Below are 14,286 nucleotides of genomic sequence, written 5' to 3'. Positions count from 1 at the left end.
CTCCCGTTCCGTGCTGACCCCCAGGATGCCGCCCCGGACCTAACAACGACATTACGGTCTCCGTTCGGCCCACGTTATGGCGGTATCCGTACAACCGAACGCATGGAAGCAACCATCGAAGTCAACGGCCTGCGCAAACGTTTCGGGCCGACCGTGGCACTGGACGGGATGTCGTTCTCGGTGCAGCCGGGGCACGTCACCGGCTTTGTCGGCCCCAACGGGGCGGGCAAGTCCACCACGATGCGGGTGATCCTCGGCCTGGACGCGGCCGATGAGGGCAGCGCGCTGATCGGCGGGCGGCCGTACCAGAGCCTGCGTTGCCCGCTGAGCCACGTCGGGGCCCTGCTGGACGCCGCGGCGCTGCAGCCGAGCCGCTCCGCCCGCAACCACCTGCTGTGGCTGGCGCATTCCCAGGGGCTGACCACCGAGCGGGTCGATGAGGTGATCGAGCAGGCCGGTCTGCGGCAGGCGGCCCGGCGGAAGGCGGGCGGCTATTCGCTGGGCATGCGGCAGCGGCTCGGAATCGCCGCCGCACTGCTCGGCGACCCGCCAGTGATCATTCTGGACGAGCCGTTCAACGGCCTGGACCCCGAAGGCATCGTGTGGATGCGCGCCTTCCTCATCGAGCTGGCCGGGCAGGGCCGCGCCGTACTGGTGTCCAGCCATCTGATGAGTGAGCTGCAGGACACCGCCGCCCATCTGGTGGTGGTGGGCCGCGGCAAGGTCATCGCCGACGCCGGCGTGGCGGAGCTGCTCGCCGCGGTGTCGGGCGACCGGGTGACGCTCCGTACCACGGCGCCGTCGGAGGCGGCGAGGGTGCTGGAGCACGCGGGGGCCACCGTCGCCGCCCTCGGCGACGACACGCTGACGCTGTCCGGGCTGGCGGCGGAGAGAGTGGTGGCGCTCCTCGGTGCGAGGGCGGTGCCGTTCTTCGAGGTGGCGGCCCACCGCGCGACGCTCGAGGAGGCCTACCTGGAGCTCACCCGGGACGCGGCCGAATTCCGCGCCGTCACAGGACAGGAGGCGTCGCGATGAGCACCACGATTCCCGACCGCTCGGACCTGCGGGCCGGGCGCGGTGGCATGGCGCGCCTGCTGCACGCGGAATGGACCAAATTCCGGACGGTCCGCGGCTGGGTGATCGCCATGGTGGTCGCGGCGCTGCTCACCGTGCTGCTCGGGCTGCTCACCGCGGCAGGCAGTCACACGTCATGCCCCGAAGGTCCCTGCCCCACCCCGCCGGTGGGGCCGGGCGGCGAAGCGGTGAACGACAGGTTCTACTTCGTGCACCAGCCACTGGCCGGAGACGGAAGCATCACCGCCCGCCTGACCTCAATGACCGGCATCATCACCTATCCTCCGCCGAACCACGACCAGCTCGTTCCCGGCCTGGTGCCGTGGGCGAAGGCCGGGATCATCATCAAGCAGAGCACCGAACCGGGCTCGGCCTACGCGGCGGTGATGCTCACCGGCGAGCACGGGGTGCGGATGCAGCACGATTTCACGCACGACACGGCCGGCCGACCGGGCGGTGTCTCGGCGGCATCCCCGCGATGGCTGCGGCTGACCCGCTCCGGTGACACGCTCACCGGCTACGAGTCGACCGACGGCAAGCAGTGGACCAAGGTCGGCACGGCTCGCCTGGCCGGGCTGCCGGCGACGGTGCGGGTGGGGCTCTTCGCCAACTCGCCCGGCGATCTGACGGTGGAGCGGGTCGGGCTCGGTGGGAGCAGAGGACAAATGCGCTTCACCCAGACCACGGCGGTCTTCGACCAGGTCACCCTGCAGGGCAAGGCGGCCGGCGGTGCGTGGAGCCGCGTCGAGGTAGGGGACAGCCCAGAAATGACCGATTGGGAGCGTTTCCATCGCCCGAACGGGCTCGAGCAGTCCGGCGGCACGCTCACCGTGACCGGGACCGGCGACATCGGACCACTCGGGGCCGAGGACGGTCAGGCCATCGAGCGCACTCTCGGCGGCGTCTTCACCGGGCTGATCGTGGTGATCGTCGTGGCGGTGCTGTTCGTCACCGCCGAATACCGACGGGGCCTGATCCGTACCACGCTGCTCGCCGACCCGCGGCGAGGCCGGGTGCTGGCGGCGAAGGCGATGGTGATGGGCACGGTCACCTTCGTCGCAGGGCTGGCCGCCGCCGGCGTCGCGGTCCCGGTGTGCACGCGGATCCTGCGCTCCAACGGCAACTATGTCCTCCCCGTCACCCCCCTCACCGAGCTGCGGGTAGTGGTCGGCACCGCGGCGCTGCTCGCCGTCGCCGCCGTCTTCGCCCTCGCGCTCGGCGCCTTGTTCCGGCGCAGTGCGATGGCGGTCATCACCGCCGTCGTGGTGATCGTCCTCCCCTACATGCTCGCGACCATCTCCGTTCTGCCCGAGGGCGCGGCGCAGTGGTTGCTGCGGCTGACCCCGGCCGCCGGCTTCGCGATCCAGCAGAGCATTCCGGAATACCCGCAGGTGATCAGCCATTACGCGCCGCAGATGGGCTACTACCCGCTGGCGCCGTGGGCCGGCTTCGCCGTGCTCTGTGGCTACACCGCGCTCGCTCTCGGCTCGGCCGTCCTCCTGCTGCGCCGGAGGGACGCATGAGACCGGAACTGCACGCGGAATGGACGAAAGTGCGCACCGTGACAGGCGCCGCCTGGCTGCTGCTCGCCCTCGTCGCGCTGACCGCCGCCGTGAGCGCCGCGGCGGCCGCGACCGCGACCTGCACGTCGGCACGCTGCAACTACGATGCCGTCAAGCTCAGCCTCATGGGCATCCAGGTGAGCCAGGCGATCGTCGCCATCTTGGCCGTACTGGCGATCAGCGGTGAGTACAGCACCGGCATGATCCGCACGACCCTCACCGCGATGCCGCGCCGGGCCACCGTGCTGGCCGCCAAGGCCGCCGTCCTGATCGGCCTCACAATGGCCGCGGGGATCATCGCCGTGCTCGCGTCCGTGCTGGCGGGGCGGCTCATCCTGCCCGGCAACGGTTTCACCCTCGCGCACGGCTACCCTCCTCTGTCACTGGCCGACGGGCCGACGCTGCGCGCGGCCGCAGGCTCGGTCCTCTACCTCGTCCTGATCGCCCTGCTCAGCCTCGGCATCGCCGCCGCAGTACGGGACTCCGCCGCGGCCATCGGTGCCGTGCTCGGCGTGCTCTACCTCTTCCCGATCATCGGCAGCATGATCCGCGATCCGGACTGGCAGCGGCTGCTGTGGAGGATCTCGCCCATGAACGCCGGGCTCACCATTCAGGCCACCATCGATCTCACCGACCTGCCCCTCGACCCATGGGCGGGCCTCGGCGTACTCACCGCCTGGGCCGCGGCGGCACTTCTCACCGGCGGGCTGCTGCTCCGGCTGCGCGATGCGTGAGGGGCACGTGGCCGACGGAGCGCGAGATCAGGTGCCGTAGGGACGGGCCGCCCGCGCCTCGCGCAGCGCGTGCGCCCACCACGCCAGTTGGTCGAGAAGGACACCGGCCGCCGCGTTCACGGCCTCGGGGTCGCGAGGGTCGCCCTTCTCGTCGAAGTTGACCCGTGAGTTGTGGAAGCTCACCGTCTCGCGGACCGTGACCGTGTGGAGCTCGGCGAAGACGGCTCGAAGCTGTTCGACCGACCGCAGGCCGCCGGACAGCCCGCCGTACGACACAAAGCCGACCGGTTTGGCGTGCCACTCCCGGTTCACCGAGTCGATGGCGAGCTTCAACTCTCCCGGATAGCCGTGGTTGTACTCCGGTGTGACGACGACGAAGGCGTCCGTGGCGCCGACGCGGGAGGTGAAGTCGGCACTCGGTATCTCGGTGTGGAGCAGGTCGACGACATCGACCTTCATGTCGCCGCGCTGCTCGGCCCGGCCGACGAACCAGTCGGCGACGGTCGGGCCGAACCGGCCCTTCCGGACGCTGCCGATCAACACCGCGAGCTGGAACGGTTCTTCGGACATGACGGGATCCCTTCTGAACGGATGCTGATTCCTTGACCACGAATGCCTGTGACCTTGCGACAAGCCTGCGTCCGCCGCACGGGCCACGTCCGTGTCCTGATCAGGACGAACGCTAGAACCTCAAGCAATATCGAGGTCAACCACCACGTGATGAAGGCCGGTCAGGTGGTGAGAAACGGCGATAGGTGGGCATCGGTTGTGGACCATCGCCTCGGCGGCGACTCGGCGCGTGAACCCGCACCACCATGAGCAGCCACCGCCGCGGGGCCGCATCGAACGGAGGCGTGTTCGTTGAACAGCACCGGTTTCACCGTCGGCACCGGCCGGAGGAAGGGGCCCCTCACCCTGCACAGCCTGGCCGAGCTGCGGGAACGGCGCAGCTCCAAGTGGCGGGCGCATCCACCGGACGTGCTTCCGATGTGGGTGGCGGAGATGGACACACCGCTCGCCGAACCGGTGACGGAGGCGCTGTCCGAGGCCGTCCGTCGTGGCGACACCGGATACGCGTTCGCCGGGGGGCTGCCGGAGGCGTTCGCCGCGTTCGCCGGCCGGCGCTACGGATGGTCGCCGGATCCGGCCGGCATCCGGCTGGTGCCGGACGTGATGGCGGGCATCGTCGAGGCTCTCCAGCTGGTGACCGAGCCCGGCGCCCGGGTCGTCGTGAACACCCCCGCATATCCGCCGTTCTTCTACTGGCTGCCGCGCATCGGCCGCCGGATCGTCGAGAGCCCGCTCGCACTCGGTCCGTCCGGTCACGGGCTCGACCTCGCCCGGCTCGAACGCGACTTCGCCGCCGGCGCCGACGCGTACCTGCTGTGCAGCCCGCACAACCCGACCGGCGTCGTGTTCGACCGCGCCGAACTGCTGGCGGTCGCGGAACTCGCGGACCGTTACGGGGTACGGGTCGTGGTCGACGAGATCCACGCGCCGCTGACCTATCCAAAGGCACGTCATGTGCCGTTCGGGTCGCTGGACGGGGCCGCGTTCACCAGCGGTGAGCCGTGGCTGGACGAGGTCATGGCGGGCCTGGACGGCAACCGGCGCCCGCTCGGCGGTCTGCTCGCCGAACACCTGCCCGAGATCGGTTATTCGCCGCCCGCGGCCACCTATCTCGCCTGGCTGGACTGCCGCCGGCTCCTGTTCGGCGAGGATCCGACCGGGATCTTCCTGCGATGGGGCAGGGTCGCCCTGTCCAGCGGCCCCGACTTCGGAGCCCCCGGTCACGGATTCGCCCGGCTGAACTTCGCCACCGCACCCGAGCGGGTCACCGAGGCGGTCGAGCGAATGGCCTCGTGCCGCGATGCGGGCGCCGTCTCGGGCCCGGATCTAGCGAGACCCACGGCCGGGCGCCGCGCCGGCACCCGGCCATGGGCGGATCCGCCGCACGCGGTCAGCAGTTGGTCGGCGCGCCGCGGCCGGCCAGCCGGTCGGACAGCCAGCCGCCCGCCGGGATCGCACCGAGGACCGCCGTGCCCACGTGGTCGGCGGGGTAGACGTTCCACTGCACCGAGACGCCGCGCGAGCAGTAGGCGCGGCGAAGCGTGCCGGCCTGTGCGATGGGGATCGTCACGTCCAGAAGGCCGTGGTAGAGCAGCATCGGCACGTGGGGGGTCGCGCCGCCGAGCCTGCTCTCGGCCAGCCGGGCCTGCCACGCGGGCAGCCTCAGCACGTCCGGCACGGTCGTGAACTCGTTCATCCGGCGATCGGCCAGCTTGCTCTGGATCTCCGAGAGGCAGTCGTCACGGATGTCGGCGAACAGCGCACGGCCCTCAGGGGTCAGGAGCTCCTGGAAGGGCAGCTCCGGATAGGCCGCGTCGAAACCGATGCCGGCCATGGCGACGTAGCCGAACTCCGGACCGCCGTCGAGGTTCGCCGCCACCGCGTTCAGGTCGGCCGGCGTTCCGCCTGCGGCGATGCCCTTGATCGGCAGTTCGGGGGCGTAGTCGCCGCGGAGCTGAGCGGCCCACCCGACGGCGCCTCCGCCCTGCGAGTAGCCGCTGACGGCCATCGGGGCCGACGCGCTGAGCCCGGCGCCCGGCAGCCGGGTGGCGGCGCGCATGACGTCGAGGACCGCGTGCCCCGCCGAGGGCCCGACCATGTACGTGTGGTCGCCTGGCGTTCCCAAGGCCTCGTAGTCGGTCACCGCGACCGCCCAGCCGCGGGCCAGCAGCACCGAGATCAGTGAGGCCTCGGTGTCGGTGCCGGCGTCGATCTCCCGGGACGGCGCGCACTGGTCACCCAGGCCGTGTGAACCCGGTGCGTATCCGATGATCGGGCGTGGTCCGCCGTAGGGCAGGACCGGAACGATGACCGCACCGGAAACGGCGATCCGCTGCCCGGTGGCCGAGGTGGACAGATAGAGCACCCGCCACGCCCGGGCGAGCGCCGGAATGGTCGCCTTGTAGTTCATGCGCTCGGACCGGATCACGTCACCGGAATTGCCCGAGGGCAGGGGCGAGGGCGGGGTGTAGAAGTCGGCGGCGGTGGCGGCACGGTGCGGAATCGCCATGCTGAACACGACGATCAACGCGACCAGAATCGCCGGGGCGCGCCCGAGACGGACGCGTGCGCTCATGGTCGGCTCCTCGGGGAGGGGGTGGGAGAACTGACTCTGGAGCGGCCGCTAGGCGGATTGTTACCCTCGAGTAGAGAAGCGGTCAATAGACATGCGAGTACTTTTCACGTTCACTTCTGACCCTGGAATTCCGTCCGCGCGATCAGGTCTTGTCGGCAATGGCGGCAGGGGCTAACGTCCAGCCATGGGTGTCCTCCACCGGCCGCGCGTCGCCTGGGAAGGCGGACGCATCTTCGCCGCAGCGGCGAACGCCGACGCTTACTACTGGCTCAGCGAGATGGTGGGGGAGCACCTCGGCGTCATCTTCCAGCTCAAGCTGGCCGAGACGCGCATACGCCTCCAAGCCGAGGACGTGACGTATGCGGAGGCCGGAGCCTGGCGGGCGCGCCTGGACGAACTGCTCGAGGACCGCCCTGAGCTGACGCCGCTCCTGCACCAGCTGGTCACCGAGACCGCCGACCGGATGCCCCGCTGACGAGGGCCCGGCCGGTCAGGTGCGCGGGGAGCGCTTGCACGGTCCAGGTCTCAGCTCTTGCCGCGATCGGTCGCGTACGTGTGCCGCAGGGCGGGTGCCGAGTCGGCGGTCTGCTGGGAGCCCACCATCCACACCGTGCGGGGCGCCGCCGAGGCCGAGCCGAGCCACACGGCCGCCTCGCCCAGCGGTGGGGGAGAGCCGGCCCGGCTCCAGTTCCGGCCGTCGAAGTGGGCGAGCTCGCCCCTCGCCCCGGCCACCCAGACGTCCGACGGCGCGAGCGCGCTGACGGTGTTCGCCGACGTGAGCAGCGGGGTGTCCATGCGCCGCCATGACCGGCCGTTCCAGCACAGCACGCCGCCGCCGTCCACCGCCCAGGCGTCGGAGGGGGTCAGCGCGGCCACGTCGGTGAGCGGCCGCGACCCGGCCGGGCTCCGCACCCGGCTCCAGACTCGGCCGTCGTAGTGCAGGATCAGTGGACTCCGGCCCGCCGCGCCCACCGCCCACACGTCCCGTGGCGAGGTCGCCGCGACGGCGAGCAGGCGGCCCCTGCTGATCGGCGGCGTCGTGGCGCGGGCCCAGCCGCCCGGGGTCCAGTGGAGCGCGACGGGGGTGAGGTCTTCGTCGCCTGGGCGGAACCCGTGACCGACCGCCCATGCCTCGGCGGCCGAGAGCATGGTGACGTCGGTCAGGACATGCCCGCGGCCGAGCTCGACGGCGTTCCATCGGGCGCCGTCCCAGTGCTGGACCAGGGGGATGTTCTCGCCGGCCAGCCGATCGAAGGCACCCCCGACGGCGATGGCGGCCGCCCGGGCGGCGACGTCCACGCCGAGCAGCCCCGCGCCGACGGCACCGGGCGGCCGTTCGGCCGGCGCGGCGGTCCAATGCGTGCCGTCCCAGTGCGCGACCACCGGATGGTCCTGAGCCTGCCCGACCGCCCACGCCTCGGACGGCGACAACGCCGTCACGTCGTTCAGCAGGTACTGCGGCTCGGAGACGTCGGCCGGCACCGCCGTCCAGGCGGCCGCTCCGTCGCCCAGCAGCATCGTGGCGCCCCGCACCCGGGTAGGCCTGAGGGGGGCTCTGCTCTGGCTCACCGTCCGTGGCCCTCCCGATGGTCGGATGCCCGTGCGTGACGTGGAGGCCGTGACGGGCGGGTGTCGCGGCGCCCTCACCGGTCAACGATTGCGAATGCGGCGGCGGTTCCTGAAAAGGCACCTCACGTGCGGTGTCGCGTCAGAGGTCCAGGACGGCGAGGAAGAAGCGGCACACCTCGTCGTGCTCGTTGCCGTACGAGTGCGGCCGGTCTCCGGCGAACACCACCGCCGTGCCCGTCCCGATCACATGCCGTTTGCCGTCGACGGTGAGAGTCAAAGTTCCTCGCTCGACGTAGGCGATCTCACGGGTACCCGGGATGTGCGCGTCACTCTCATGGGGTTCGCCGGGTTGTATCTCCCATTCCCAGAGTTCCACCGACGGGCGCGGATCGCTGCCGGCGAGCAGCGTTCCCCTTCCGCCCGAGGGGCCGCGCCACAGGACGACGTGCCGGTCCGCGGGAAAGACCCGCACCGGAGGCTCCTCCTCGACCTGCACCAGCCGGGTCAGCGGCACGCCGAGCGCGTCGGCGATGCGGACCAGCGTGCCCAGGTTGGGATTGCCCCGCCCCTGCTCGAGTGCGACGAGGACGCCCTTGCTCACCCCGGCGCGGCCGGCCAGCTGGTCGAGGCTCCACGCGTGCTCGGAGCGCAGCGCGCGTACGGTCCTCGCCACCGCCTCGCCGACCGGTTCCGACTCCTTCATCGCACCTCCTGGTCCGCCGCCCCGGCGGCGGCCTGGAGCGGTCGCCTCGCCGTCGGCTCACCCGGCTGCGACAACAGTAGGGCCAACCGGGCCGGGCCGACTGGCGATGAATCGGCCGCTCGGTCGTTATAATGCACTCTGCATTACATTATGATGACCGACGGCAGAAGGACTGTCATGGCAGAGGGAGCGTCAGCGTGCTAGAGAAGATCGCGGTTGATGGCGCCGTGTGGAGCCTTCGGCCGGATTTCGCGGCTCTGCTCATGACCGCCGAGGGGTTGAGCAACGGGCCGAGCGACCCGGTCTCGGCAGGCTGGCTGCACACCGCCGCGGACGGCGCCGCGGACGCGGCCGCCCATCCGCACGTGACGGCCTGGCAGGAGGCCTACCGAGGGTTCGGGGCCAAGCCGAAGCGGACTCGGCCCTCCGTCGACGCGTTGCTGCGGCGGGTTGAATCGCTGCCTGCGATCAACCGGGTCGTGGACGCTTACAACGCCGTCAGCGTCGAGTACGTCCTGCCGGTGGGGGGCGAGGATCTCGACGGCTACCGCGGCGCGGCCCGGCTGGTGCGGGCCGGTGGCGACGAGGCGTTCGAGACGGTGGCCGGAGGGGAGCCCGTGGTCGAGCACCCCGAGCCGGGCGAGGTCGTCTGGCGCGACGACGAGGGAGTCACCTGCCGCCGCTGGAACTGGCGCCAGTGCACCCGTACCCGCATCACCGAATCGACCAAGAACGCGCTGTTCATCTTCGAGCGGTTGGAGCCGTACGCCCTCGGCACACTCCGTGCGGCGGCCGACGACCTCGCCACCCGGCTGCGCGTGATCGCGCCCGACGTCCAGATCGAGAGCCGGCTCGTCGGTCCCCTGGGCACCTGATGGTGACGCTGCTCGGCATCGGCGCGGCGCTCGGCTACGGAGTCGCCGACTTCCTCGGCGGCGCCGCTTCACGGCGTTCGAGTGCGCTGAGGGTCCTGCTGCTGAGCATGCCGGTGGGCCTGGTGCTGCTGCTCGCCGCCGCCGTCCTCACCACGGGAGCGCCGCCGAGCGACGGCATGGCCTGGGGGTTCGCGGGAGGCCTGGCCGGCGGCACCGGCATCCTCACCTTCTACCGCGCGCTCGCCCAGGGTCCGATGAGCGTCGTGGCGCCGGTCTCCGCACTCGCGGCCGCGATCCTGCCCGTCGCGGCCGGCGCCTTGAGCGGCGAACGGCTCGAGGGCACCGTCCTCGCCGGGGTCGTCCTCTGCGTGGCGGCCGTCGCTCTGGTGAGCATGGAGGACGGCGGCAGAACCGAAGAGGGTGCTTCCCGCCGGACGCTGCTGGACAGCGGTCCGTTCATGGCCGCCGTATCCGGCTTCGCCTTCGGCGGCTTCTTCATCATGCTGAACGAGGCAGGTGACGACGGCGGGCTGTGGCCGCTCGTCGCCTCACGGACGAGCGGATTCGCTCTGCTCCTGGTCACCGCTCTGATCGCGGGTGGGCCGAAGGGCGCGAGCCTGTCCGGGACCGCGACCCTGGTCCTCGTGGCGTTCTCGGGCGTGCTCGACGCCGCCGGTAACGCGCTGTACTTCCTGGCCGCCCAGCAGGGGATGCTCAGCCTCGCCGCCGTGCTGACCTCGCTCTATCCCGCGGTGACCGTGCTGCTCGCCCGGGTGGTCTACAGCGAGCGGCTTCGGGTGATCCAGCGGGCCGGGCTGGCGGTGGCGGTCGCCGGTGTCGCCCTCGTCACCCTCGGCTGAGGCGGTCGCCCTCGGCCGAATGGGCGACCGGTCCGGGGGCCCGGCCCGGGAGGGACCTTGTCCCGCACGGTCCGCGCCCCCGATTCCTCGCGTCATCCGGCCGATCGGCTGCCTGATCGGCGCTTCGAAACGGCCGGGGACGCGCAGCGGGCCGTGCGCGAAGCCAAGGTCCCTCCGACGAGCGGGGCATCCCCCCGGACCTATGTTAGGCCAACCGGATGAACGCTTCGTCCCAGCGTAGGGCGGTTGTGGGTGGCCGAGCGGAGCTCTTCGCCGCCACTCGTCCGGGGCCGCCCCGGTGCCTCCCGAGCGGGCGGTACGCGCGGGGCGGAGGCCGGCGCGCGAATGCTCCTACAGCCCGACCACGTGAGAGGCGACGTGCTGCGCTCGTGAGATCGGACGCAGCCCGGCGGCCTCCAGGGCCCGACGGTAGGCACCGGTGGCTCCGGCGGTGTCGCCGGCGGATTCGTACAGATCGCCGAGCTCGCGGTACAGGTGCGCGGTCGGCCTACTGGGAGTGATCCGGTCGAGTTCGGTGGTCGCGGTGCGCAGCACGGATGTGGCGGCGCCGCGGTCGGCCTGGGCCAATCGAGCCTGGGCGAGGACCAGCCGGGCCCGCACCGTCTCGAGCGCCCGCGTCCTGTCCACGAGTTCGAGCGGGGAGTCGCCGACGAGGTTGGTGAGCGCCTCTTCGGCCGTGTGCACGGCCCGGGCCGGCTCACCGAGCAGCACCAGCGCCCGGGCCGTCTCGATCGCGCACTGGGTGGCCTCGGCTCCCTGCAGTACGGGCGCGGACGCGCGCAAGAGGCCCAGTGCCTCCTGTGCGGCGTCCCATCCGGCCGCGCCGATGCCGTACGGCGCGGTGCCGCGCAGCAGCGCCCGGGCCCCGGCCATCTGGAGCCGGGCGTGGGCCTGCAGCCGCTCTCCCTCGACGTGCGCCGCCAGTGCCTGCTCGGCGAAGTAGAGCGCGTCGCCGACGGCGCTCTCGTCGAGGGCCTTGGCACTGGCCCGCTGGTAGGCGAGCGAGATCGGCACGCCGCCGGTCTCGGCGTCGACCAGGACGCTCCGGCCGAGTCCGTGCGCGCGGTCCGGCTCGGACCGGTCCACATAGGCCAGCAGCAGCACGCGGCTGACTTCGGTGTGCTCCTGCCCGACGGTGAGTTCGAGTTCGTGCAGCCGGGCGAGCGCCCGCTCGCCCAGCGCGATGGCCTGTCCCAGGTCGCCGGCGGCGTGATAGCAGCGGGCCAGCGAGATCACGGGCGGCAGCCAGCTCGATCGGCCCGGGTCTCGTTCCGCCTGCTCGCGCAGCGACTCGAGGGCTCCGATGGCATCGTCGTAGCGATCCATCGCCTCGAGTGCGCGCGCGCGTCCCCGCAGGGAGCGGGCCGTCAGCTCGGGGTCGTCGGTGTGTTCGATCACCTCGTCGAAACCCGCCAGCGCCACGGCCGGCCGGCCGGCCAGCAGCGCGAGATCGGCGTGGCGCTCACGCACCTCGAGGTGGGCGCGCTGTTCCGGCGCGATTCCCTCCGAGAGGTACTCGGCCGTGCAGCCGAGGCGTTCGGCGAGCAGCCGGAGCACCGCCGGCGTGGGGGTGCGTTTGCCGGACTCGATCAATGAGATGTAACTGTCAGAAAGGTCATGCCCGGCAAGCTGCGCCTGTGACAGGCGCCTTGTCAGACGCAGGTCGCGGACTCGCTCACCGACATTGCCAAGACCCGGCATGTGAACTCACTTAACGGAAGTAATCAGGCGGTACTGGTTCCGACATGATTGCATGCTGAGACACAGCTCACATCGAGAGTAACCCAAGCATTGCAGACAAAGTTATGCAGTTCTCGTCGTATCGGCCGGATCGCCTTGAACCGGATGTGGGCGTCTTCGTCAATCATCAGAGGGGTTCTTGTTGGGGAAGATCATTTCGCAGACTTCGAGGTAGAGCTGCTCGGGATAGGGCAGGTAGTCCACGGTACGCAGCGCCTGCTCCTGCCCCGCGGACTCGAGGACGAACTCGCCGTAGCCGAGGATGCGCCCGGTGATGGAACGCTGGAAGCCCATGTCCGTCACCTTGGTCAGCGGCATCATCGCCACTTTGCGGGTGATCAGGCCGGTGGTGAGGATCATGCGCTGGTTGGTGATGACGAAGTAATCGACCGACCATTCGGCGACCTTCCAGACGAACCATGCGAGCAGGATCAACCAGGCCCACCAGATCCAGCTGACCGCGGAACCCGCGGTGCCGGCCATGGTGTTGCTGAGGAATCCCGCGATGATCAGCCCGCCGAGCACCAGCGCGACCGGCTGCATGAGCACCGCCGGGTGGCGCCGCACGGTGATGACCTGATTCTCATGCGGAAGGAGGTAGCGGTTGACGGACGCCGGGGCGGAGTCGCCGGGCGTCACGAGCCTCATGAGGTGGGCGTGTGGACGAGGGCGGGCAGGGCGCCGGCCGCTGAGGCGAGGCCGTCGGCGCCGGACTCAACGTCGGGGGCCGTCCACACGGATGATTCGAGCGGGTGGCACAGCGTGATCGCCGTGGCCACCCAGGGGATGTAATCCTTGGCGGGCACGACTGCCTCCCGAAACGTGCTGACCCACAGACCCAGCTCCGTTTCTACACTAGCGGCAACGCCCGGTAAAGCAGGTCAAGGCGTGTTGTCCAAGGTGATCTGGCGTCGTCGCTCCGCGGCCACCGTGGCCAGGATCCGCAAATGCTTGCGCGCGATGCTCTCGACGAGCTCCGGGGTGGCCGAGCCGGTCACGTCCTCGGAGCTGTGCCGGGCCGCCGCGACGCAGCGAGACACCAGCGCCGGCGGGTGGACGCCGGTGAACTCCTCGATGAGGCTCGCGGTCACCTGTTCGTAACCGGGTAGTTCGCTTCCCGCTGGGTGGGCCATGACGCTCCTCGAACATCGCTCACGCGCCCCTGGTCGGCGCCCTCCGTCAGACCCCCGATGGTCACGGCGGCGGAGGGAACGACCGTAGCCGTTCCGTAGCGGTTCATTACCCTCGGTAGTCCAGCGATCAACCCATGCCGGATTAAAGGGATCCCCAGCGAGCCTGCGGTCAGACCACCCCGTACAGCCGGTCTCCGGCGTCGCCCAGACCGGGCACGATGAATCCCTGCTCGTTCAGGTGCGAGTCGATCGCCGCGGTGACGACCCGGATGGGCGCGGCGGCGTCGGTGAACGCGTCCTCCAGGAACCTCAACCCTTCGGGCGCCGCGAGCAGGCACAGCGCGGTGACGTCACGCGCCCCCCGTTCGAGCAGCAATCGGATGGCCGCCGCGAGCGTGCCGCCGGTGGCCAGCATGGGGTCGAGGACATAGCACTGCCGGCCGGACAGGTCGTCGGGCAGCCGCGTGGCGTACGTCTGGGCCTGGAGGCTCCCCTCGTCGCGGATCATGCCGAGGAAGCCGACCTCGGCGGTCGGCAGCAACCTCGTCATGCCGTCGAGCATGCCGAGCCCGGCCCGCAGGATGGGCACCACGACGGGGGCGGGCCGCGCGAGCCGCACGCCCTCGGTGGACTGAAGCGGGGTGTCCACGCTCGTGTCGACGACACGAACGTCGCGCGTCGCCTCGTACGCCAGCAGCGTGACCAGCTCGTCCGCGAGCCGGCGGAAGGTGGGCGAGTCGGTTCGCACGTCACGTAGCGTGGTCAGTTTGTGCGCGACAAGCGGGTGCGCGACCGCCAGGATTTTCATGTGAGCAAAGGTACCCAGCCGTCTCTTGCTGTGCCGAATGGATGCCGTTGGGCTGGGAAGGA

Annotated in this window: 15 protein-coding genes and 1 pseudogene; 7 read left to right on the top strand and 9 right to left on the bottom strand. The window is 70.9% G+C overall.

Annotated elements, in window-relative coordinates:
• The first annotated feature begins 102 nt into the window (after positions 1–102).
• Genes HKK72_RS00690 through HKK72_RS00680 form a run of 3 tightly spaced genes read left to right on the top strand, consistent with a single transcriptional unit; the run spans position 103 to position 3,370 of the window.
• Positions 103–1,035, top strand: a complete 933-nt coding sequence (locus tag HKK72_RS00690; protein WP_187232211.1) for an ATP-binding cassette domain-containing protein — start codon at positions 103–105, stop codon at positions 1,033–1,035.
• Entirely contained in the window at positions 1,032–2,597 is a 1,566-nt protein-coding gene (locus HKK72_RS00685; RefSeq protein ID WP_187232210.1) for an ABC transporter permease subunit, read from the top strand. Before HKK72_RS00690 ends, HKK72_RS00685 begins: the two co-directional genes overlap by 4 nt.
• The gene (locus tag HKK72_RS00680) at positions 2,594–3,370 is read left to right on the top strand and encodes an ABC transporter permease subunit (protein WP_187232209.1); all 777 of its coding nucleotides are present in this window, start codon (positions 2,594–2,596) and stop codon (positions 3,368–3,370) included. The genes HKK72_RS00685 and HKK72_RS00680 overlap by 4 nt, the downstream gene beginning before the upstream one ends.
• A 27-nt stretch (positions 3,371–3,397) precedes the next feature.
• Here HKK72_RS00680 and HKK72_RS00675 read toward each other — a convergent pair whose 3' ends face one another.
• On the bottom strand, positions 3,398–3,940 hold the full coding sequence (locus HKK72_RS00675) for an NADPH-dependent FMN reductase (protein WP_187232208.1): 543 nt from the start codon (positions 3,938–3,940) through the stop codon (positions 3,398–3,400).
• Between the two features lie 417 nt (positions 3,941–4,357).
• On the opposite strand from HKK72_RS00675, the pseudogene HKK72_RS40460 reads away from it, so the two are divergent.
• Positions 4,358–4,831: pseudogene (locus tag HKK72_RS40460) on the top strand (aminotransferase class I/II-fold pyridoxal phosphate-dependent enzyme); the annotation flags it as partial.
• Positions 4,832–5,330: 499 nt separating this feature from the next.
• On the opposite strand, the gene HKK72_RS00665 reads toward HKK72_RS40460, so the two are convergent.
• Positions 5,331–6,515: a lipase family protein gene (locus tag HKK72_RS00665; protein ID WP_187232207.1), complete on the bottom strand. Its 1,185-nt coding sequence runs from the start codon at positions 6,513–6,515 to the stop codon at positions 5,331–5,333.
• 184 nt (positions 6,516–6,699) lie between these two features.
• Between HKK72_RS00665 and HKK72_RS00660 the strand changes: the two genes are divergently transcribed.
• A complete protein-coding gene (locus HKK72_RS00660) occupies positions 6,700–6,990 on the top strand; it encodes a hypothetical protein (RefSeq protein ID WP_187232206.1) in 291 nt (96 codons plus the stop codon).
• A 50-nt stretch (positions 6,991–7,040) separates the two neighbouring features.
• Here HKK72_RS00660 and HKK72_RS00655 read toward each other — a convergent pair whose 3' ends face one another.
• Positions 7,041–8,084: a WD40/YVTN/BNR-like repeat-containing protein gene (locus HKK72_RS00655; RefSeq protein ID WP_187232205.1), complete on the bottom strand. Its 1,044-nt coding sequence runs from the start codon at positions 8,082–8,084 to the stop codon at positions 7,041–7,043.
• A gap of 139 nt (positions 8,085–8,223) precedes the next feature.
• Positions 8,224–8,787 (bottom strand): helix-turn-helix domain-containing protein, encoded by a 564-nt coding sequence (locus HKK72_RS00650; RefSeq protein WP_187232204.1) that lies wholly within the window; start codon positions 8,785–8,787, stop codon positions 8,224–8,226.
• A 197-nt stretch (positions 8,788–8,984) separates the two neighbouring features.
• Between HKK72_RS00650 and HKK72_RS00645 the strand changes: the two genes are divergently transcribed.
• A complete protein-coding gene (locus HKK72_RS00645; RefSeq protein WP_315987003.1) occupies positions 8,985–9,662 on the top strand; it encodes a B3/4 domain-containing protein in 678 nt (225 codons plus the stop codon).
• The gene (locus HKK72_RS00640) at positions 9,662–10,522 is read left to right on the top strand and encodes a DMT family transporter (RefSeq protein WP_187232202.1); all 861 of its coding nucleotides are present in this window, start codon (positions 9,662–9,664) and stop codon (positions 10,520–10,522) included. The genes HKK72_RS00645 and HKK72_RS00640 overlap by 1 nt, the downstream gene beginning before the upstream one ends.
• 351 nt (positions 10,523–10,873) lie before the next feature.
• Here HKK72_RS00640 and HKK72_RS00635 read toward each other — a convergent pair whose 3' ends face one another.
• The 5 genes from HKK72_RS00635 to upp form a co-directional block, all read right to left on the bottom strand.
• Positions 10,874–12,244 carry a helix-turn-helix domain-containing protein gene (locus HKK72_RS00635; RefSeq protein ID WP_187232201.1) on the bottom strand — a complete coding sequence of 457 codons (1,371 nt, stop codon included), beginning with the start codon at positions 12,242–12,244 and terminating at the stop codon, positions 10,874–10,876.
• A 159-nt stretch (positions 12,245–12,403) separates the two neighbouring features.
• Positions 12,404–12,931 carry a PH domain-containing protein gene (locus HKK72_RS00630; protein WP_187232200.1) on the bottom strand — a complete coding sequence of 176 codons (528 nt, stop codon included), beginning with the start codon at positions 12,929–12,931 and terminating at the stop codon, positions 12,404–12,406.
• On the bottom strand, positions 12,928–13,089 hold the full coding sequence (locus HKK72_RS00625) for a hypothetical protein (RefSeq protein ID WP_187232199.1): 162 nt from the start codon (positions 13,087–13,089) through the stop codon (positions 12,928–12,930). The genes HKK72_RS00630 and HKK72_RS00625 overlap by 4 nt, the downstream gene beginning before the upstream one ends.
• A 75-nt stretch (positions 13,090–13,164) precedes the next feature.
• Entirely contained in the window at positions 13,165–13,416 is a 252-nt protein-coding gene (locus tag HKK72_RS00620; RefSeq protein WP_187232198.1) for a hypothetical protein, read from the bottom strand.
• A gap of 169 nt (positions 13,417–13,585) precedes the next feature.
• Entirely contained in the window at positions 13,586–14,224 is a 639-nt protein-coding gene (gene upp / locus HKK72_RS00615; RefSeq protein ID WP_187232197.1) for a uracil phosphoribosyltransferase, read from the bottom strand.
• Positions 14,225–14,286: the final 62 nt, after the last annotated feature.

The sequence above is a fragment of the Actinomadura sp. HBU206391 genome, assembly GCF_014323665.1.
Lineage (GTDB): Bacteria > Actinomycetota > Actinomycetes > Streptosporangiales > Streptosporangiaceae > Actinomadura_C.
Note: the sequence above shows the minus strand (reverse complement) of the source record. Positions and strands in the feature narration are given on the sequence as shown.

Excerpts from the sequence above, each read along its gene's own strand:
- HKK72_RS00650 (WP_187232204.1), bottom strand. The coding sequence starts at position 8,787 with ATGAAGGAGTCGGAACCGGTCGGCGAGGCGGTGGCGAGGACCGTACGC.
- HKK72_RS00665 (WP_187232207.1), bottom strand. The coding sequence starts at position 6,515 with ATGAGCGCACGCGTCCGTCTCGGGCGCGCCCCGGCGATTCTGGTCGCG.
- upp (WP_187232197.1), bottom strand. The coding sequence starts at position 14,224 with ATGAAAATCCTGGCGGTCGCGCACCCGCTTGTCGCGCACAAACTGACC.
- HKK72_RS00620 (WP_187232198.1), bottom strand. The coding sequence starts at position 13,416 with ATGGCCCACCCAGCGGGAAGCGAACTACCCGGTTACGAACAGGTGACC.
- HKK72_RS00675 (WP_187232208.1), bottom strand. The coding sequence starts at position 3,940 with ATGTCCGAAGAACCGTTCCAGCTCGCGGTGTTGATCGGCAGCGTCCGG.
- HKK72_RS00630 (WP_187232200.1), bottom strand. The coding sequence starts at position 12,931 with ATGAGGCTCGTGACGCCCGGCGACTCCGCCCCGGCGTCCGTCAACCGC.
- HKK72_RS00680 (WP_187232209.1), top strand. The coding sequence starts at position 2,594 with ATGAGACCGGAACTGCACGCGGAATGGACGAAAGTGCGCACCGTGACA.
- HKK72_RS00685 (WP_187232210.1), top strand. The coding sequence starts at position 1,032 with ATGAGCACCACGATTCCCGACCGCTCGGACCTGCGGGCCGGGCGCGGT.
- HKK72_RS00660 (WP_187232206.1), top strand. The coding sequence starts at position 6,700 with ATGGGTGTCCTCCACCGGCCGCGCGTCGCCTGGGAAGGCGGACGCATC.
- HKK72_RS00640 (WP_187232202.1), top strand. The coding sequence starts at position 9,662 with ATGGTGACGCTGCTCGGCATCGGCGCGGCGCTCGGCTACGGAGTCGCC.
- HKK72_RS00635 (WP_187232201.1), bottom strand. The coding sequence starts at position 12,244 with ATGCCGGGTCTTGGCAATGTCGGTGAGCGAGTCCGCGACCTGCGTCTG.
- HKK72_RS00690 (WP_187232211.1), top strand. The coding sequence starts at position 103 with ATGGAAGCAACCATCGAAGTCAACGGCCTGCGCAAACGTTTCGGGCCG.